The following is an 18,596-nucleotide window of genomic DNA, read 5'->3' on the forward strand; positions in this document are numbered from 1 at the left end:
CATCCACAGTTGTGTACGGGGCGGCGCGTGATCGCGTTGTGCCACGAAAAAAGGAGCAGACTTATGAAGATGCGCATTTTTGCGATTGGGTTGGCAACGGCCCTGGCAAGCCCGGCTCTGGCTGGCAGCCTTGAGCCCCCGGCACCCGAACCTGTGGCGCCTGTACCCCCGCCTCCCGCGCCGGTGCAATCGTTTGGCGGCGACTGGACGGGTGGTTATGCCGGTTTGCAGTTGGGTTATGGCGACGTCGATGGATCTGGCGCTGCGGATGGTGACGACATTCTATACGGTGCGCATGTCGGGTACCGCTACGATTTCGGGACGTTCGTCCTGGGTGGTGAGCTTGACTATGATTTCGCCGACATCGACCTGAATGGGGCTGCGGATGTCGACAGTGTCGCCCGCCTGAAACTGCAGGCAGGGTACGATTTTGGTCGGACGCTGGGCTATTTCACCGCGGGTGTTGCTGATTTGGATACGTCGATCGGTTCAGAGACCGGTGAGTTCTATGGTATCGGCGTGGCCTACCAGATCAACGATCGCTACACTGTCGGGGCCGAGCTCTTGGAGCACAGCTTTGACGATATTGGAGGCACGGGCGTCGAGGCAGATGCCACGACCTTGACCGTGCGCGGTTCGATCCGCTTCTGATCTCAGGCTGCGCGCGCTTCGGCAAATGTCGTGAGCGTGCGCAGTGCCTGTTCAAAGTCGGCGTCGTCAATTGTCATGGCGACCCGAACGTGGCCGGCGGCGGCTTGTCCAAAGCTTTCGCCGGGCATCACCGCGATATGGTGCTCGTCCAGAAGGGCGTTGGCAAAGTCGTCGCCTGTCATCCCAGTCGCACGGATATCAAGCATCAGGTACATAGCCCCTTGGGCCGGGATCAGGCCAATGGTGTTCTGGCCGGACAAGACGTGCTGCGCGATGGCGCGGCGGCGTTTGAACGGTGCGGCGATCTCTGTTTCGAAGTCAGGGCCCTGATCCAGTGCGAAGACCGAGGCGTCCTGGATGAACCCGGGCACGCCATAGGTCGTGTGCGTGGCGAAGGTGATCAGGTGCGCAATCACATTTTCCGGCCCGATCACCCAGCCGCAGCGTGAGCCAGTCATGGCGTGGCTTTTGGACATGGAACCAACAACCAGAGTGCGCTCTGCCATGTCGAGCAGGGAGCGGGGTGAGAAATGTTCGCCCTCCCAAACTTGCGTGTCATAGACTTCGTCCGAGATCAGCCAGAGGTCGTTGTCGATGCACACCTGTGCGATCCCGTCGAGCGTGGAGCGGGAATAGACCGTGCCCGTCGGGTTGTTGGGGGAGTTGATCAGCAGACTTTTGGCGTTTGTGGCATGCGCGGCGATGTCTGAAGCGCGGGGCTGGAAGGCGTCTTCGGCCCGGGTCTGGATCGCGTGGGGGATTGCGGAAACCCCGCGGATCGTGCCGGGATAGGTGGCGTAGTACGGGTCAAGGTAAAGCGCCGTGTCGCCGGGATCGCAGGCCGCGGCGTGGGCGGCAAAGAGGGCCGATTGCCCTCCCGGGGTAATCAGGACGTTGTCGCGGGTTGTGGCAACGCCTGTCCGTTCCGTGGTTCGTTTTGCCACGGTGTCGCGCAATGTGTCCGTGCCCGGGACCATCGCGTAGCCGGTGTGCCCGCCAAGCGCGCTTTTGTGCATGTCCTGCAGGATCGGGGCGGCTGTGCGAATGTCGTGTTCGCCGATTGTCAGTTCGGTCACGGGGGTGCCGTTCGCGATCATCTTGCGGGCCTTGATGAACACGTCCCAACCATCTGATCCGCCGCCTGTCAGCGTTTGCATACGTTGGGAGAGGTTCATGTTTGGCTCCTTGGCATGTGTTGGCGCCAAGGGGTCAGAGGGGGCGGGGGATGTCAACACATGGACTGGGGGCCAGCCCCCACGCCCCCGTGGTATTTTCGGTCAGAAGAAGATCAGGTGTTGTCCTGCCATGCGGCAAGTTCGGCTTGGGCCTTCTTGGGCAGGCTGTTGCGGATGATACCGTAGGAAGTGTAGATGCGATCTTGCAGGGCGTCTACGCCGGGGTGATCGAAGGGGATGCGGACCCAAGAGCGGTGGAAGTATTTCGCTTTTTCGGCGGCTCCGATCTCGATCAGGAACTGAGCGTTTTCCGGGTCGGCGGTTTTGACCGAAATCTCATCAAGCGCGTGGCCGTAGCAGGCAAACATCTTGTCGCCGACTTTCCACGCCTCAAGCCCGCCGTCGGCGCTGGAGTGATACCAAGCGCCGGGCAGGGCGGCGCAGATGCGGTTTGCGTCATCAAGTGTCATGGTCCGACTGTGCCGGGGCCAGTGCGCTGAAACAAGGGTTGACCGGTGTCACCCCTGCGCGCTACTGACAGTTTATGACCCGGACCATCTGCATCATTTGCTGCATTATCTGCTGATTTCTTCGGCGGGCCGGTTCTTTGTTTCCATGACAGATCAGAATTGCTAGGCCCGCGCCAACCCTGCGCCCGAATTCATGCCTTGCGAGACCCTGCCATGACGATCCAGCTTCATAACACTGCGACCCGCCGGAAAGAGGTGTTCAAGCCTCTCGATCCCGACAATGTGCGCATGTATGTCTGCGGCCCCACGGTCTATGACCGCGCGCATCTGGGCAATGCGCGACCCGTGCTTGTGTTTGATGTTTTGTTCCGGCTGCTGCGCCATGTTTATGGCGAAGATGCAGTGACTTACGTGCGGAACTTCACGGACGTGGATGACAAGATCAACGCAACCGCACTTGCGCGGAAAGAGGCGGGTGCCGAGGGGACGCTGGAAGAGCTGATCCGTGAACGGACCGAGGAGACAATTCGTTGGTATCACGCCGATATGGACGAGCTCGACGCGTTGCGTCCGGCTCTAAAGGGGCAAGTGACCGACGAAGCCGCGCCCCGTGCCACGCGATACATCGAAGAGATGAAGGAAATGATTTCGGAGCTAATAGCAAAGGATTTTGCATATGTTGTAGCGGCGACCATAGGGCACAATTCCAGAGCGCAGTATGTCTATCTGGATAGTAATCGGGTTCCATCTCACGCCTTTCTTTCTGTTGACGCTCTCGAAAACCGCGATGATGGCCTGGCATATGGAGATCTGTCTGGCAGAACACTGGAAGACATGGTCGCAGGGTCACGAGCTGAAATAGGTGAGGGTAAACGAAACCCGATGGACTCGGTTTTGTGGAAACCTTCGACTATTGAGCAGCCCGGCTGGGAAAGCGACTGGGGGTTTGGCAGACCGGGTTGGCATATCGAATGCTCGGCCATGTCTAGGAAGCTGTTGGGGCGGCAATTCGATATCCACGGTGGAGGGTTGGATTTGCTCTTCCCTCATCACGAAAACGAGCGCGCGCAGTGCAGAGCCTGTGATGGTGAAGATGCGTCCGCGCAAGTTTGGATGCACAACGAGATGCTGCAGGTCGAGGGCAAGAAGATGTCCAAGTCTCTGGGCAACTTCTTTACCGTACGGGACCTTTTGGATCAGCATGTGCCGGGGGACGTGATACGCTTCGTGATGTTGTCGACGCATTATCGGAAGCCGATGGATTGGACCCAGAAGAAGCGGGCCGAGGCGGAAGACACGCTGCACAGATGGTACCATTCGTTAGATCGTATTGGCTCTCAAGACTTGCCCGTTGAAGTGATTGAAGCATTGAAAGATGATTTGAACACACCGGGCGCTATTGCGGTGCTGCATAAATACTATCGCGAGGGAAACCTGACCGCATTGCTCGGAGGAATGAAGCTATTGGGCATTCCGGGGCCACTAGAAAGCAAATGGTGGCAAGAAGTTTGGGCTGGCGACCCGCACACCGACGAATTGCATATCTGGACGGCGAGGCTGTTGGCTGCTCGCAAGGAGGCGATGGAAACGAAAGACTTTTCCGCCGTTGATGCCATGAAAGCCAGCCTTACCAGGGCCGGTGTGGAGGTTCGAATGTCAAAGGCTGGCGTCGAGCTGGTTCCTGCTGCGGGCTTCGATCCCTCAAAACTGGAGGGGCTGGAATGATCTGCTCCGAACACAGGCCAGACCTCGACCGCGGGTGGGGGGGTAGCCCCCGCGTCGTGCGTCAGCACGCCTTTGGCGTGACGGGGCAGTCGGGGGCTGGCCGTGACGCTCGCGCCACGGCTGGAGCAGAGAAGATTGGGGACGTGTTGTGACCAAAGATCGCCTCTATCTTTTCGACACCACGTTGCGCGATGGGCAGCAGACCCAAGGCGTGCAATTCTCGACCCCTGAAAAGCACCAGATTGCGCAAGCGCTGGATACTCTTGGCATTGACTACATCGAAGGCGGCTGGCCGGGCGCCAACCCGACCGACAGCGCGTTTTTCGAGGACGCGCCCAAGACCAGCGCCACTTTCACCGCCTTTGGTATGACCAAGCGGGCTGGGATCAGTGCCGAGAATGATGATGTCCTGGCGGCCGTCCTGAATGCCGGGACGCCAGCCGTCTGTCTGGTGGGCAAGACCCACGATTTCCATGTGGAAAAGGCCCTTAGCATCTCTTTGGCCGAGAATACGGACAACATCGCGCACACCTTTGCCCATTTGGTCGCCAACGGGCGCGAGGCGATCTTTGACGCCGAGCACTTCTTTGATGGCTACAAGAGCAACCCGGACTATGCGCTTGAGGCGATCCACGCTGCCTATGACGCAGGTGCGCGGTGGATTGCGCTCTGTGACACCAATGGCGGGACGCTGCCGCATGACATCCATGCCATCACCAAGGCGGTGATTGCCTCGGGCATCGATGGAAACCGTCTGGGCATTCACACCCACAATGACACCGAAAACGCTGTGGCCGGGTCGCTGGCCGCCGTCGATGCGGGTGCGCGGCAAATCCAAGGCACGCTCAATGGGCTGGGCGAGCGGTGTGGGAATGCGAACCTGACGTCGATCATCCCGATCCTGCTGTTGAAAGAGCCCTATGCCAGCCAATTCGAGACAGGTGTGTCGATGGACGCACTGGCGGGACTGACGCGGACAAGCCGGATGCTAGATGATATTCTGAACCGGGTGCCGCAGAAGCAGGCGGCCTTTGTCGGGGCCTCTGCCTTTGCGCACAAGGCCGGGCTGCACGCATCGGCCATTCTGAAGGACCCGACCACCTATGAGCATGTGGCACCGGACACGGTGGGCAATGCGCGTATCATTCCGATGTCGAACCAGGCGGGGCAGTCGAACCTGCGCAAGCGCTTGGCCGAGATGGGGCTGGATGTGCCTGCGAAAGACCCGGCCTTGCCGCGCATTCTGGATCGGATCAAGGCGCGCGAGGATGCCGGATATTCCTATGACACCGCGCAGGCGTCGTTCGAGCTGCTGGCGCGGGATGAGTTGGGCTTGTTGCCGGAATTCTTCGAGGTGAAGCGCTACCGCGTGACCATTGAGCGCCGCAAGAACAAGCGGGACCGGATGGTGTCCTTGTCCGAAGCAGTTGTCGTGGTGAAGGTCGATGGGAAGAAGATGTTGTCCGTGTCGGAATCCATGGATGAGCTTGGGACTGACCGAGGCCCCGTGAATGCGCTTGCCAAGGCGCTGGCGAAGGATTTGGGCCGGTATCAGAAGAATGTCGAGGATATACGTCTGGTCGATTTCAAGGTGCGGATCACGCAAGGCGGGACCGAGGCCGTGACCCGGGTCATCATCGACAGTGAGGACGGACAGGGGCGGCGATGGTCGACCGTGGGTGTGTCAGCGAACATAGTTGATGCGTCGTTTGAGGCGCTGTTGGATGCGATCCGGTGGAAGCTGGTACGGGACGGTGCGGAATGACGCCTGAACAATGGTCCGCTTTTCTGGAGGTCCACAAGGACCTGCCGCGCGAAGGGCCGGGTGCGCCGGAGGACGTGCATTGGGCCTTGGGTCGGATCGGTATGTCCGGCGCGGTTGACGTGTTTGACGCGGGCTGCGCGACAGGGGGCGACACTGTCACCTTGGCGCAAGCTTTGCCCGAGGCGCGGATCAGGGCGGTTGATACGACAGAACCGTTCGTGGCCCATGCACAAGCGCGTCTTGCGCCGTTCGGGGACCGTGTGCGTGTTGAGCTTGGCAGTATGGCCGAGCCGGGTGGGACCTATGACCTGATCTGGTGTGCCGGGGCGCTGTATTTTCTGGGCGTGACCGAGGGGCTGACCCTGTGGCGTGATGCGTTGAAACCTGGGGGGCATGTCGCTTTTTCCGAACCGGTTGCTTTGGGGCCCTTGTCGACCGACGCAACGGCGTTTTGGGAAGAGTACCCGCAGATCACCGATCTTGCCGGGATAGAGGCGCGTGTGTCTGCCGCTGGTTACCGGGTGCTGGACCATCGCATGATCGTGGGTGCGCCCTGGCTGGCCTATTATGATCCGATGCAGGCCCGGATTGACCATTTGCACACGATCAACACCGATCCAGCGGTCACTGAAGCCATGGGCGCATGCCAGCGCGAGATTGATCTGTGGCATGCGGCGAAGGACGAGATCGCCTATGCCCTGTTGATCGTGGCCCCGGAATGAGCCTGCCCACGGAGGTCATCCCCTGCGCGCGGATTGTCGAACAGGGGGATCCTGATCGATTTCGGACGGTGATGGCGGCGCCGGTGTCGGCGCGCGCAGTGCTGTTCCCGCTCTATGCTCTGAATGTCGAGGTGTCGCGCGCGCCTTGGGTCACGCAAGAGGCAATGATTGCCGAGATGCGTCTGCAATGGTGGCGGGATGCGCTGGAGGAAATCGCAGAGGGTCGACAGGTGCGCAAGCATGAGGTCACGAAACCCTTGGCGGACGTACTGACGGCGGGCATGGCGCGGCGGCTGGACGAAAGTGTCGCGGCGCGGCGCTGGGATATGTACCGCGACACGTTCGAAGATGAGGCGCATTTTGATCGTTACCTGGATCAGACGGCTGGTCACCTGATGTGGACCGCGGCCGAGTGTCTTGGAGCACCGCCTGATCAGGAAGCTGCGGTGCGGTCTGTTGCTTTGGCCGCTGGGCTTGTCGCGTTTTTGCGGGCGGTTCCCAAGCTGGAAGAGGCGGGGCGTATTCCATTGCTTGATGGCACACATGATGGTGTTGCCGCGTTGGCGCGGCGCATCAGGATGCGCCTTACGGCTCCGCGATTGCCCACGTCAGCGCGTGCTGCGCTTTGGCCTGCAATTGGCGCCCGGTCGCTCTTGGATCAGATCGTGCGTGATCCCGCGCTCGTCGGGGAGGGCCGCGTGCCGACCGCGGCACCTTGGCGGTTGAGTTTCAGTGCTGTGACGGGCCGTGCGATGTTGTAGCCCGCGGGTCGGCGCATCAGGATGCGCCTTACACGGCGATGGCACGTTTCCGCATCACGAGCCAGATGAGCGATCCGCCTGCCAGGACAAGGAAAGGCACCATTGCGATATTTACGGCTGCCCAACCTTCGACCGGGTCACCGCCTGCACAGTTCATCAACCCGCCCGAGGCCAGCGATGCGAGGGTAACGCCGCCAAAGACGATCAGGTCGTTCACGCCCTGCATACGCCCCCGTTCCTGTGTGGAGTGAGCGCCGGCCAACATAGTGGTGGCCCCAATAAAGCCAAAGTTCCAACCCAGCCCAAGGAAGAACAGTGCCCAATAGAAATTGGCAAGGTCGACGCCCTGAAGCGCGATGACACCCGCCACGCCGAGGATCGCAAGGCCAAGACCCATGATCCACTCGACCCCGAAGCGTGAGATCAGGTGACCCGTGAAGAAGGATGGAGCGAACATGGCAAGGACGTGCACTGTGACGACGTTTGCAGCGTCCGGTTCGGTGAATCCACAACCCACAACGGCCAGCGGCGTGGAGGTCATCACGAGGTTCATCAGCGCATAGGATACAGCGGCGCAGATGACAGCGACGGCGATGCGGGGGTCGCGCAACAATTCGCTGCGCGAGCGTCCCGCGCCTTCGGTTGCCGAGGGTGGTGCCGGTTTGGGAATGTCGAGGAACAGGAACAGCACCATGCCCATAAGGTTGAAGCCCATGGCGACCCAGTAGATCGGAATATAGCGCGCGACCGTGGCATCCGCCGTGCCTGCAGTGACATAGCCCACAACCTGCGGTCCAATGATCGCAGACAGCAGACCGCCCGCCATAACATAGGAGATTGCTTTGGGGCGGAACGCGTCCGAGGCTGTGTCGGCGGCAGCGAAACGATAGAAGCCCTGCGCCGACATATAGATGCCCGTCATGTAGCTGCCCGCGAGAAACAGCCAGAAGCTGTCGATGCTCAGTGCCCAGACCCCGATGGCTGCACCGGCCAAGCCGCCAAGTGCACCGAGGATGAACCCTGTCCTACGTCCAAAGCGTTGCATGACGTTCGATAGCCATGGGGCCGTGGTCATCGATCCAAATACGATCAGCGAAATCGGCAGCGTCGCCAGACAGGCGTAAGGGGTCAGCTGTTGTCCAGCCAGACCAGCCACCACGAACATCATGGTGATCTGGCTGCCAAGAAACGCCTGTGCCGCGACCAGGACGGCCACGTTGCGCTTGGCGCGGGTGTCATCAACGTAGGTCATGTTTGCTGGCTATCCCCGGGCGCGCCCAGCGGCAAGTGCGCGATTAAGCACAGGTGGTTGCGCACCGGTGACATGGGGCTAGGGTGGCGGCATGAAACGGGTCCTAGTTCTGGGTGGGTCGGCCGTTACCGAACCTGCAGTGCGCGCCTTGCAAGCAGCGGGGCATGAGGTGCAGGTCTACTGGTCGCGGGCGCCCATGGTGGCTGATCTGCCTTGTTCGGCGACATTGCGGGCAGGCGTGCAGTCTGCCGAGGCAATTGTCGATGCTACACATCCCTTTGACGAAACACTTCGGGCGATCTCCGCGCGCTTGTCGCCAGATGTGCCACGGGTGCGCGTTGGCCGTGGCGCGTGGGTACCGGACGCAGAGGATCAATGGCAGCAGGTCGACACTCTGGCGCAGGCGGTGGCAGCCTTGCCGTCGGGTGCGCGTGTCTTTGCGGCTTCGGGTCGGGACAGTGCCGAGGTGCTGGTCCACCATGACGGCCCGGTGTTCTTGCGCCAATTGCACCGTCATGATGACCCTGCGCCGGAGGGCTGTACCTATGTTTTTGGCGATGGCCCGTTTGATGCCGCGCAAGAGGCGGCATTGTTCAAGGAGCTGAAAATTGACGTTGTGCTGGCGCGAAACACGGGCGGAAAGCGTGCGTTTCCGAAGATTGCAGCCGCGCGGTTGCTTGGATTGCCAGTGGTCCTGATTGCACAGCCCGGTACTGGGGCCGTGACCTTGATGAGCGACACGGGCGCGCTGCTGGCTTGGGTGGATCACCTGTGACGGGACGCCTTATAGAAAGCGATGCAGATGTGGCCGAAGGCGCTGCATGGTTGGCCACGCAGCATCCCGCTCTGGCGCAGGCGCTTGAGGTGGCAGGCCCTTTGCCTTTGCGGCGACGGCCAGACGGATTTGCCGCGCTTCTTAATGCGATCATAGGCCAACAGGTGAGTACCGCATCGGCCAATGCGATCTGGGCGCGGATGCAGGAGGGCGGGCTGGTCGCACCCGCGCCGGTGATTGCGGCGGGCGAGGGCGGATTGCGAGCTGCCGGGTTGAGCCGTCAGAAGATTGCCTATGCCCTTGCCCTGGCTGAAGCCGGGATCGATTACGACGCGTTGCGCCACGCACCGGATTCAGACGTCATTGCAACCCTCACTGCGGTGAAGGGCATTGGGGTCTGGACGGCCGAGATCTATGCCATGTTTGCGCTTGGCCGGGCGGATGTCTTTGCCCCGGGTGATCTGGCCTTGCAGGAGGCGGCGCGCCTCATCTTTGACCTGCCCGACCGACCCAAGGAAAAGGCGCTGCGTCAAATGGCTGAAGAGTGGTCACCATGGCGGGCGGTTGCTGCCCGACTGTTCTTCACCTACTACCGGGTCGCAAAGGGCCGAGAGGGGATCACATGACACGGGTGTTGCAGGCAGGGCGGGTTGAGCCCGCATCAGGAGAGTTGCGGTCGATCGTTGTGTTCCTGCATGGCTACGGAGCAAACGGTGCGGACCTGTTGGGATTGGCCGATCCGCTAAGTGAACATTTGCCGGATACGCTGTTTGTGGCACCTGATGCGCCTGAGGCCATTCCGGGCTATCCCGGTGGCTACCAGTGGTTTCCGATCCCATGGATTGACGGATCGTCGGAAGAAGAGGCCGAGCGAGGGCTGAATGCCGCCGCCGAGGACCTGAACGCATTTCTTGATGCCCTGATGGTGGATGAGGATGTGCTGCCGGAACAGGTTGTCCTGTTTGGCTTTTCCCAAGGTACGATGATGTCCCTGCACGTGGCCCCGCGGCGAGAAGACCCGGTGGCTGGTATCGTTGCCTTCTCCGGTCGCTTGCTGAACCCCGAGGTGCTGGCGGACGAGGTTGTCAGCCGCCCACCTGTCTTGCTGATCCACGGGGATCAGGATGATGTGGTGCCACCGCAATCCTTGCCGCAGGCTGCTGAGGCGCTGCAAGAGGCTGGGTGGAAGGACGTTTATGCGCACGTCATGAAAGGCACCGCGCATGGAATTGCACCGGATGGGCTGAGCGTTGCGTTGGCCTTTATGCGGGACAAGCTGGGCTTGTGAGCCGCCTCGCTTTTTGCGCCGCTTTGGTCTGTGCCATGGCATTGCCGTCAACGCCGGCTGCGGCCCAATCTTCCGATGCAGATTCCGTGTCTGCCGCTCCGCTGACAATTGTGGTGGATGGCGATGCACTGCCGACGTTGGAGCGTGATCTGTATGCGCTGGATGCCGGGGTGGGGGCCTTTGATGCCGAGGCTGAACCGCTCTCTATGCTCGATGTGGATGCCTATATCTGGGTGATTGACCGGCGCGATACGTTTGTGCCGGACAGAGATCACATTTTCTCCGACTCGTTGCGCCGGATGTTTGCAGACCAACCGGGCGACGCGGAAACAGCGCTGGAATGGAGTGTGTTGCGTTTGGTGGATGATCGGGATGGCCGCATTCATTCTGTGCGCCTTGTTTTGGCCTATGCTCATGGGCTGAGACGCTATCCGGACCTTTGCGTTGCAGTTGGGGTGCGGGATGTCGTTCAATCTATAGATGTAGAAGATGATGACGATGGGGCCAATGATCCGTTCCAAGGTATGGAGCGGTGCCGGGCTGAAGGATGGACCACGCCGCGGGACGCTGTTGGGAAGTAAGTGCTGCCTACTGCTTTGGCGCACAAAAATCGTCACATCTCTGTCACCAATCCGTTCTATTGCGGCTGCGACATCTCGTGGTGCGCATGGCACTTGCAACGTGCTTTCCACAAGATATAGTCACCACATAAAGCCGGGGCGGGATCCCCGCTCTGGTGCCACAACGGGCAGACAGGGCGAGGACGGAGTCACGCATGGACGGCGATTTCAGAACGGAATTCACACGCAGCCCGTCTGCGTTGAAACAGCACCCGGCGTTGGTGCTGAATGCGGACTACAGGCCGCTTAGTTACTATCCTTTGTCCCTGTGGCCCTGGCAGGAGGCGATCAAGGCGGCCTGGCTGGATCGGGTGGACATCGTGGCCGAGTATGATGAGGTCGTTCGGTCCCCAAGTACCGAGATCCGAATACCCTCTGTCGTGGTTCTGAAAGACTATGTGAAACCTCAAAAGCGCGTGGCCTTCACGCGCTTTAATTTATTTTTGAGGGATGAATTTAGGTGCCAGTATTGCGGAGCCAAGGGCGATCTGACCTTTGACCATGTGGTGCCACGTGCGAGCGGAGGCGTGACAAGCTGGCAGAACGTTGTGGCGGCCTGCAGCCCCTGCAACCTGCGCAAGGGCTCCAAGCCGTTGCACCGCACCGGTATGGCCCTGCGCAAGCCACCCCGCCAGCCGGGCGCGGAGGAGCTGCGCAACATGGGGCGGAAGTTTCCACCAAACCACCTGCATGAAAGCTGGATGGATTTTCTGTACTGGGATGCGGAACTGGAGGCATAGGAAAGCAACCGCACTGCGGAGCCTTCACGTGCTCGTGAACTGTGACCCCATGCGTCGGCGTACGAACTGGGGCATGGTTCGGCTATGCGTCCGATCATTGTCTGTCTTTTAGCTATGTTTTCCACCCAACCTGCGGGCGCTCAAATCTTGCAGGGGAAGATCATTCAGCAAATCGGCTCTGGTCAGTTCGTGCTGTTGGACACGGATGTGCCGTTCGCCGTCGGTGCAGACACGTTCGACGATGACAACCTCTATGGTTTTGACGAAGACCAGAACATCACGTTGGTCGAACCCATTCGGGTCGACATCGGCAACGAACAGGGGTGGATACCTGCAGGCACAATCGTTGCAAGCCACTATGTGTTCTTTGACAGCCTGTCCGGCATTCATACAGGCTACGTCGATTTTGATGCGCCGATCCTTGGGGTCGCGGCGTTTCAGGGTACGATGGCGGCAACGGATTTTCTGGCAAATACCGGCGTAACTTATCTGAGCACCGAGTTACGGGGTTTAGAGCAGGGCGACTATGTCTGGATAGATGAGAACCTGCCCAGTCGATTATGGGTTTACTGGGCGGGATCATCACCGGGCGACTATGTCCGCGTCTTCACCGAGGAATCAAAAGGCGCGCTGCTGATGTAGGGTGCTGATGGTGCCCCGTCGTCAGGCGACCAGATCGACCCATACCGGCACATGGTCCGACGGTTTTTCTTCGCCCCGCACGGCCTTGTCGATCTGGCAGTCCGTCATCAGGTCGGCACAGTTCGGGCTGAGCAGGAAGTGATCGATGCGAATGCCGTCATCCTTGTTCCATGCACCTGCCTGGTAATCCCAGAATGAATAATGTCCCGGCACAAGGCTGCGTACGCGGAAGGCTTCGGTCAGCCCCAGATTCTGTAAGCGCCGGAAGGCTGTGCGGCTTTCAAGTCGGAACAACGCGTCGTCGCGCCAAGCATCTGGTCGCTTTGCATCTTCGGCCTGCGGAATGATGTTGTAGTCACCGGCCATGAGAAAGGGCGTTTCTTCGGCCAGAAGCGCGATCGCCCTTTGGCGCAGCCGTTCCATCCACGCCAGCTTGTAGTCATATTTCGGTCCGGGCACAGGATTGCCATTGGGCAGGTACAGGCCACACAGACGCACCGCCTGAGTGTCACCCATGACCGTCGCCTCAATATAACGGGCCTGTTCGTCCTCATCGTCGCCGGGCAGGCCACGTGTTACGTCCTCAAGTGGCAGCTTCGACAGGATGGCCACCCCGTTGAATGACTTCTGGCCGTGTGTTTCGACGTTGTAGCCCCGATCCTCAAACAGCTCGCGGGGGAAGTTTTCATCAATCGACTTGATTTCTTGCAACAGCACAACATCCGGATTTGCCGCATCCAACCAGCGCGGCAGAGCTTCGATACGGGCTTTGATGCCGTTGATGTTGAAGGTGGCGATTTTCATAATAGTCCCCGTTTTGACCGCTTCGTTTGTCTCGCGCATCCGAGGGCTTTGGGCAAGACCCCAAGGCCGGGCGCGGCAAGTGTCGCAAATTAACTATTTCTTAACTAATCGATTCGGGCTAGTGTCGGGGAATTGCAAGCTGCAATACAGGAAAATCACAGCAAAAACAGGGCTGTGGATAAGAAAATTTGTTCCAAAAATGTTCTGGGTTGAAGCCGGGGGCGTGCAAGCGCTTCTATGCTTTTCCTTATGTGGATAACCTTCGGGCAACTCTCCTTTAGCAAGAATTTTCCTTTTGAAAATCGCCTTTAACGGGCAACGCTTTGGTCACCACAACCAAAAGATGAAAGGGGAAGCTGCTATGACGGCTCAACGCAAAACACAATTCGTTCTGGACACCGCTTCGATCAGTGGTCTGCATTCCGGGGAAGGGGTCGAAATGTTCTCGACCAGCAGTGCGCCGATGGCGCGGGACACTCTGATGGGCGACGGCGTTCATATGTTCTCGACCAGCAGCGCACCGTCTGCGGGGAATGTGATTGCCGGTGACGGGGTCGAGATGTTTTCAACAAGCAGCGCACCGGTTGCGCGCGAAACGGTGGCTGGCGACGGTGTCGAGCTGTTTTCGACCAGCAGTACGCCGGCGCAGACAGGTGCAGTCATGCAGGGTGAGCTGACAAATCTGTTCTCGTCAGGGTCCTGACCGCGGGCGGCGGGACGACACGACAACAGACAAAGGGGTACAAAAACATGTCAAATGTCATTGAACTGAACGTCCCGCCGCGCCGACAGCGCCTGACCGAACGGGCAGGTGGATTGATCGATCTTTTTGCAACGCACCGCAGGCACCCGGATGATGTGTTCTGGCTGAAAGAAAATGCCGAGCTTCTAGGCATTCTGGAATGTACCGGCACGGAAATCGATGCGGACGCGTTGTTACCCCATGGGGACTTTTACAAAGGGCTGTCCGAACGGCTGCAGTTCTTTCCACAATACTATCGCTTCCTGTTGTCCATCGGCATGGACCTGGAAGACCTGGGACTGCCGGGAACGCAGATGGAAAGCCTGTGTCAGTGGGTTGCGCGCCAACGCTTGCCGGAGGCAGAGCTGAGTGATTTGCAACGGGCGGAGGCGCGGCGCCTGTTGGCGCGTCGCGGTGTCAATTGTAGCGCCGCTGATCCCGGGTTGGATGACCGCCTGCGCGGGTTCATTGCCCGGCCCGAAACATTTGCGCTGCCCAACAAGAAGGCCGCCTACGAGCTGACGCATATCGTTTTTTATTTGTCCGAGTACGGGCGCCGCGATCCATGTCTGGATGCGGCAACCCTGCAAAGCCTCGAATATTTAGGGATTCTGGCCTATCTGGATCAGAACATCGACTTGCTGGCCGAGGTCTGTGTCGCATTGCGGCAGGCTGGAAAGGCACCGAGTGCCATCTGGGTGGAAGCGGTGCGCCGGTCCATGTCCGGCTTCCGGATTGTAGAAGACCTATCCGGGACAGCATCAGACGATTATCACGAATACCTTGTGGCGTCCTGGGCGGTGCAGGTTCTTGGCTTGGAGGGCACGGGATGCCCGCTGCCCGAAGGGCGGGCTGTCTTTCAGCCAAGCGCCCAACATCCCAGCGCATTGCGTCCGGTCTCTGCGGCTTTGCTTGCCGCATCCGAGATGCGCAGCTGCGATTGGGGGCACATGTGTGACTATGTTTTTGATCTGCTGGATGACGATGCCGGACTGGTCTTGGAAACGACCATTGCGTCGACCACTCAGTTTCAGCCTTTTTTCGAACTGTTCGCGCGCGCCTGAGGGCTACATCGAGAAAGACGTGCCACAGCCGCAAGAACTGGTGGCATTGGGATTCTCGATCACGAAACGTGCGCCGATCAACTCTTCGGAAAAGTCGATGACCGCGTTTGCAAGGAAGGGCAGGCTAATGCTGTCTACGACAACCTTTTGTCCCGCGCCTTCCAAAACAAGGTCGTCATCCTTGGGGTCGTCCAGCGCAATCTCGTATTGGAAGCCGGAACACCCTCCACCTTCGACGGCGACACGCAGGGCTTGTCCCTGATCGGCTGCGCCGATCTCGGCCAAGCGCTCAAAAGCGCGTTCGGTGACTTTGGGTGGCAATTGCATCGCATCTGCTCCGGACGGTTTTCATCGTTCTGCGTCTGCAATATATGCCCGACAGGAACAGGCGACAAGGATCACCGGACATGCCAGCCGCGTACGCTTCTGATCCTGACCGCGCCCGCGGACGGCGTTGGCCGGAAGAAGAGATGTCATTCCGCTCGCCGTTCCAGCGCGATCGGGACAGGATCATTCATGCCTCGGCCTTTCGGAGGCTCAAACACAAGACGCAGGTTTTTGTGGAGCACGAGGGGGACTATTACCGCACACGGCTGACCCATTCGATAGAAGTGGCGCAGGTTGCACGCACCATCGCGGGGGCGCTGGGTTTGAACGATTGCCTGACCGAGGCTGTGGCGCTGGCCCACGATTTGGGGCATCCGCCCTTTGGCCATACGGGTGAGGATGCACTGCAGTCACTCATGGCCCCCTATGGCGGTTTCGATCACAACGCGCAGGCCATCAAGATTGTGACGCGGCTGGAATGTCACTATGCCGATTTCGATGGGTTGAACCTCACCTGGGAAGCCCTTGAAGGCATTGCGAAACATAATGGTCCAGTCACCGGTGACTTGCCCTATGCACTGGCGGAGTATGACGCAGAACACGACCTAGAACTTGGCACACATGCGAGTGCGGAAGCGCAGGTTGCGGCACTGTCCGATGATATCGCCTACAACAACCATGATCTGCATGACGGTCTCCGCGCCGGGTTGTTTGCAGAGGCTGACATTTGCGATCTGCCGATGATCGGTCCGGCCTTTGCCGAGGTGGATGTGCTGTATCCTGACCTTGACCCAATGCGGCGCAGGCACGAGGGGCTGCGCCGCGTCTTTGCTGCCATGGTCACGGATGTTGTCGAAACTTCGCGCAGTTTATTGGCCGAAAGCGGTGCCCAATCGGTCGAGGATATCCGCCATTTGGGTCGGCCCGTCATCCGGTTTTCAGATGCGCTTTGGGCCGATCTCAAACAAATCCGGTCATTCCTGTTCACCAACATGTATCGCGCCCCATCTGTGATGGTGGAGCGTGAACGCGTGACCTGCATCGTAAACGACCTGTTCCCGCTGTTCCTGTCCAAGCCTGATCTTCTGCCCGCGGAATGGCGCCGCAACGTGGATGCGCGGGACGAGGTTGCGCTGGCCCGCAGCGTGTCGGACTATATCTCCGGCATGACAGACCGATTTGCACTGCAGGAACATGCCCGGCTGATCGGGTAGTCATGCTTGACGCTTGGGGTGCGCGTGATACACCCCGCGCATCTAATGAATAGGCCCCCCATGAACCTCTTTGCCGATATCCGCGCCCTTGTGCTGACCAACCTTGCTGCCATGGCCGAGGCGGGCGAACTGCCTGCCGATTTGGCGACAAACAATGTTGCGGTCGAACCACCACGCGATGCCGCGCATGGTGACATGGCCACCAATGCCGCGATGGTTCTGGCCAAGCCCGCGAAGATGAAGCCGCGCGACATTGCTGAAGCGCTGGCAAAGCGTCTGGCAGAAGATGATCGCATCACCAGCGCAGAAGTGGCTGGGCCGGGGTTTCTGAACCTGCGGCTTGCACCGTCGGTCTGGCAGAGGGTCGTTGCCGCTGTATTGCGAGCTGGCACGGACTATGGCCGGTCTGATTTGGGAGCGGGGCAAAAGGTCAATGTCGAATACGTGTCCGCCAACCCGACAGGGCCGCTGCATGTGGGTCACACGCGGGGGGCTGTGTTTGGGGACGCGCTGGCCTCGCTGCTGGACTTCGCAGGCCACGATGTCACGCGCGAATACTACATCAATGATGGCGGCGCGCAGGTCGATGTGCTCGCCCGGTCTGTCTACCTCCGCTATCTCGAAGCGCACGGGCAAGAGGTTGCGTTCGAGGATGGCACATATCCCGGCGACTACCTGATCGGGGTTGGTGAAGCGCTCAAGGAGAAGGTCGGCGATGCCTTTGTCGGCAAGGGCGAACAGTTCTGGCTGGCTGAGGTGCGGGAGTTCGCGACCGAGGCCATGATGGACCTGATCCGTGACGATCTGACCGCACTTGGCGTGGAAATGGATGTCTTTTATTCCGAAAAGTCGCTCTACGGCACAGGCCGGATCGAGGCGGCGTTGGATGATCTGCGGGGCAAAGGACTGATCTACGAAGGCGTCCTTGAACCGCCCAAAGGCAAAAAGCCCGAAGATTGGGAGCCACGCGAGCAAACCCTGTTCAAGTCCACAGATCATGGCGATGACGTGGATCGTCCCGTGATGAAGTCCGACGGGTCCTGGACCTATTTTGCGCCAGACATCGCTTATCATTATGATAAGGTACAGCGTGGCTTTGACGCGCTGATCGACGTCTTTGGTGCGGATCACGGCGGCTACGTCAAGCGGATGAAAGCGGCGGTCAGCGCGCTGTCGGATGGCAAGGTGCCGCTCGACATCAAGCTGACGCAGCTGGTGAAGTTGTTCAAGAACGGGCAGGAATTCAAGATGTCCAAGCGGGCAGGGACCTTTGTGACCCTGCGCGACGTGGTGGACGAGGTTGGCCCCGACGTGACCCGCTTCATGATGCTGACGCGCAAGAACGATGCGATGTTCGACTTCGATCTGGATGCGGCGCTTGAGCAGTCCAAGGAAAACCCGGTGTTTTATGTGCAGTACGCACATGCGCGGGTGAAGTCAGTTCTGCGCAAGGCGACCGAGGCCGGTATCGTGGTGGATGATGCAACACTTGCAGCGTCTGACCTGTCCAAGCTGGATCACGAGGCGGAACTGGCCCTTGCGGCCAAGTTGGCGGAATGGCCACGGCTTGTTGAAACCGCTGCACGGACGAATGAGCCGCACCGGATTGCCTTCTACCTCTATGACCTTGCGGGTGTGTTCCACGGGCTGTGGAACCGGGGGAATGACCTGCCCGAATTGCGCTTTCTGCAGGATGATCCCGCAACCTCCCAGTCAAAAATCGCGCTCGCGCGCGCCTCCGCCGTTGTAATTGCAGCGGGCCTTGGTATTCTTGGGGTGAAACCAGCCGAAGAGCTGCGTTAACGTCCCGCCGATAGGGGCAAACAGGCACATATCCCAAGGCGCGCCACCGGGCGGGC

The 18,596-nt window shown here is 59.7% G+C and carries 21 protein-coding genes; 16 read left to right on the forward strand and 5 right to left on the reverse strand.

Translation table 11 applies throughout. The annotated features are described in order from the left end of the window. The first annotated feature begins 63 nt into the window (after positions 1-63). Positions 64-651 carry an outer membrane protein gene (locus IE087_RS16575; RefSeq protein ID WP_189370492.1) on the forward strand — a complete coding sequence of 196 codons (588 nt, stop codon included), beginning with the start codon at positions 64-66 and terminating at the stop codon, positions 649-651. Positions 652-653: 2 nt separating this feature from the next. Here the strand turns inward: IE087_RS16575 and IE087_RS16580 are convergent, their stop codons facing one another. After that, positions 654-1,826, reverse strand: coding sequence for a pyridoxal phosphate-dependent aminotransferase (locus IE087_RS16580; protein ID WP_189370493.1), 1,173 nt, complete (start codon positions 1,824-1,826; stop codon positions 654-656). 113 nt (positions 1,827-1,939) lie between these two features. After that, the gene (locus IE087_RS16585; RefSeq protein WP_189370494.1) at positions 1,940-2,296 is read right to left on the reverse strand and encodes an MmcQ/YjbR family DNA-binding protein; all 357 of its coding nucleotides are present in this window, start codon (positions 2,294-2,296) and stop codon (positions 1,940-1,942) included. 213 nt (positions 2,297-2,509) lie between these two features. Between IE087_RS16585 and cysS the strand changes: the two genes are divergently transcribed. Genes cysS through IE087_RS16610 form a run of 5 tightly spaced genes read left to right on the forward strand, consistent with a single transcriptional unit; the run spans position 2,510 to position 7,269 of the window. After that, a complete protein-coding gene (gene cysS / locus IE087_RS16590) occupies positions 2,510-4,021 on the forward strand; it encodes a cysteine--tRNA ligase (RefSeq protein ID WP_189370495.1) in 1,512 nt (503 codons plus the stop codon). Next, complete coding sequence (locus IE087_RS16595) at positions 4,018-4,173, forward strand: hypothetical protein (RefSeq protein ID WP_189370496.1); 156 nt, start codon at positions 4,018-4,020, stop codon at positions 4,171-4,173. The genes cysS and IE087_RS16595 overlap by 4 nt, the downstream gene beginning before the upstream one ends. After that, complete coding sequence (gene cimA / locus IE087_RS16600) at positions 4,170-5,786, forward strand: citramalate synthase (RefSeq protein WP_189370497.1); 1,617 nt, start codon at positions 4,170-4,172, stop codon at positions 5,784-5,786. The genes IE087_RS16595 and cimA overlap by 4 nt, the downstream gene beginning before the upstream one ends. Continuing rightward, positions 5,783-6,508, forward strand: a complete 726-nt coding sequence (locus tag IE087_RS16605) for a class I SAM-dependent methyltransferase (protein ID WP_189370498.1) — start codon at positions 5,783-5,785, stop codon at positions 6,506-6,508. Before cimA ends, IE087_RS16605 begins: the two co-directional genes overlap by 4 nt. Next, positions 6,505-7,269 (forward strand): squalene/phytoene synthase family protein, encoded by a 765-nt coding sequence (locus IE087_RS16610; protein WP_189370499.1) that lies wholly within the window; start codon positions 6,505-6,507, stop codon positions 7,267-7,269. The genes IE087_RS16605 and IE087_RS16610 overlap by 4 nt, the downstream gene beginning before the upstream one ends. 28 nt (positions 7,270-7,297) lie before the next feature. Here the strand turns inward: IE087_RS16610 and IE087_RS16615 are convergent, their stop codons facing one another. After that, on the reverse strand, positions 7,298-8,521 hold the full coding sequence (locus IE087_RS16615; RefSeq protein ID WP_189370500.1) for an MFS transporter: 1,224 nt from the start codon (positions 8,519-8,521) through the stop codon (positions 7,298-7,300). A gap of 91 nt (positions 8,522-8,612) precedes the next feature. Here IE087_RS16615 and IE087_RS16620 point away from each other — a divergent pair, with 91 nt between their 5' ends. The 6 genes from IE087_RS16620 to IE087_RS16645 all read left to right on the forward strand — a co-directional run bounded on the left by IE087_RS16620 (position 8,613) and on the right by IE087_RS16645 (position 12,586). Continuing rightward, the gene (locus IE087_RS16620) at positions 8,613-9,296 is read left to right on the forward strand and encodes a precorrin-6A/cobalt-precorrin-6A reductase (RefSeq protein ID WP_189370501.1); all 684 of its coding nucleotides are present in this window, start codon (positions 8,613-8,615) and stop codon (positions 9,294-9,296) included. Further along, entirely contained in the window at positions 9,293-9,922 is a 630-nt protein-coding gene (locus tag IE087_RS16625; RefSeq protein WP_189370502.1) for a DNA-3-methyladenine glycosylase family protein, read from the forward strand. The genes IE087_RS16620 and IE087_RS16625 overlap by 4 nt, the downstream gene beginning before the upstream one ends. Next, the gene (locus IE087_RS16630; protein WP_189370503.1) at positions 9,919-10,584 is read left to right on the forward strand and encodes an alpha/beta hydrolase; all 666 of its coding nucleotides are present in this window, start codon (positions 9,919-9,921) and stop codon (positions 10,582-10,584) included. The genes IE087_RS16625 and IE087_RS16630 overlap by 4 nt, the downstream gene beginning before the upstream one ends. Positions 10,585-10,619: 35 nt before the next feature. Further along, the gene (locus IE087_RS16635; protein ID WP_189370504.1) at positions 10,620-11,165 is read left to right on the forward strand and encodes a hypothetical protein; all 546 of its coding nucleotides are present in this window, start codon (positions 10,620-10,622) and stop codon (positions 11,163-11,165) included. 194 nt (positions 11,166-11,359) lie between these two features. Continuing rightward, a complete protein-coding gene (locus IE087_RS16640) occupies positions 11,360-11,944 on the forward strand; it encodes an HNH endonuclease (protein ID WP_189370505.1) in 585 nt (194 codons plus the stop codon). 114 nt (positions 11,945-12,058) lie between these two features. Further along, positions 12,059-12,586, forward strand: a complete 528-nt coding sequence (locus tag IE087_RS16645; RefSeq protein ID WP_229801430.1) for a hypothetical protein — start codon at positions 12,059-12,061, stop codon at positions 12,584-12,586. Between the two features lie 21 nt (positions 12,587-12,607). Here the strand turns inward: IE087_RS16645 and xth are convergent, their stop codons facing one another. Next, complete coding sequence (gene xth / locus IE087_RS16650; protein WP_189370832.1) at positions 12,608-13,390, reverse strand: exodeoxyribonuclease III; 783 nt, start codon at positions 13,388-13,390, stop codon at positions 12,608-12,610. A 361-nt stretch (positions 13,391-13,751) separates the two neighbouring features. Here xth and IE087_RS16655 point away from each other — a divergent pair, with 361 nt between their 5' ends. Next, positions 13,752-14,093, forward strand: coding sequence for a DUF6749 family protein (locus IE087_RS16655; protein ID WP_189370507.1), 342 nt, complete (start codon positions 13,752-13,754; stop codon positions 14,091-14,093). Positions 14,094-14,140: 47 nt separating this feature from the next. After that, complete coding sequence (locus tag IE087_RS16660; protein ID WP_189370508.1) at positions 14,141-15,196, forward strand: DUF6902 family protein; 1,056 nt, start codon at positions 14,141-14,143, stop codon at positions 15,194-15,196. A gap of 3 nt (positions 15,197-15,199) precedes the next feature. Here the strand turns inward: IE087_RS16660 and IE087_RS16665 are convergent, their stop codons facing one another. Further along, positions 15,200-15,523, reverse strand: a complete 324-nt coding sequence (locus IE087_RS16665; protein WP_189370509.1) for a HesB/IscA family protein — start codon at positions 15,521-15,523, stop codon at positions 15,200-15,202. An 80-nt stretch (positions 15,524-15,603) separates the two neighbouring features. Here IE087_RS16665 and IE087_RS16670 point away from each other — a divergent pair, with 80 nt between their 5' ends. Further along, positions 15,604-16,737: a deoxyguanosinetriphosphate triphosphohydrolase gene (locus IE087_RS16670; protein ID WP_189370510.1), complete on the forward strand. Its 1,134-nt coding sequence runs from the start codon at positions 15,604-15,606 to the stop codon at positions 16,735-16,737. A 60-nt stretch (positions 16,738-16,797) separates the two neighbouring features. Then, positions 16,798-18,540 carry an arginine--tRNA ligase gene (gene argS, locus IE087_RS16675; RefSeq protein ID WP_189370511.1) on the forward strand — a complete coding sequence of 581 codons (1,743 nt, stop codon included), beginning with the start codon at positions 16,798-16,800 and terminating at the stop codon, positions 18,538-18,540. Positions 18,541-18,596 lie beyond the last annotated feature (56 nt).

Origin of the sequence: Tateyamaria omphalii (assembly GCF_014651375.1) — a bacterium.
Taxonomy (GTDB): domain Bacteria; phylum Pseudomonadota; class Alphaproteobacteria; order Rhodobacterales; family Rhodobacteraceae; genus Tateyamaria; species Tateyamaria omphalii.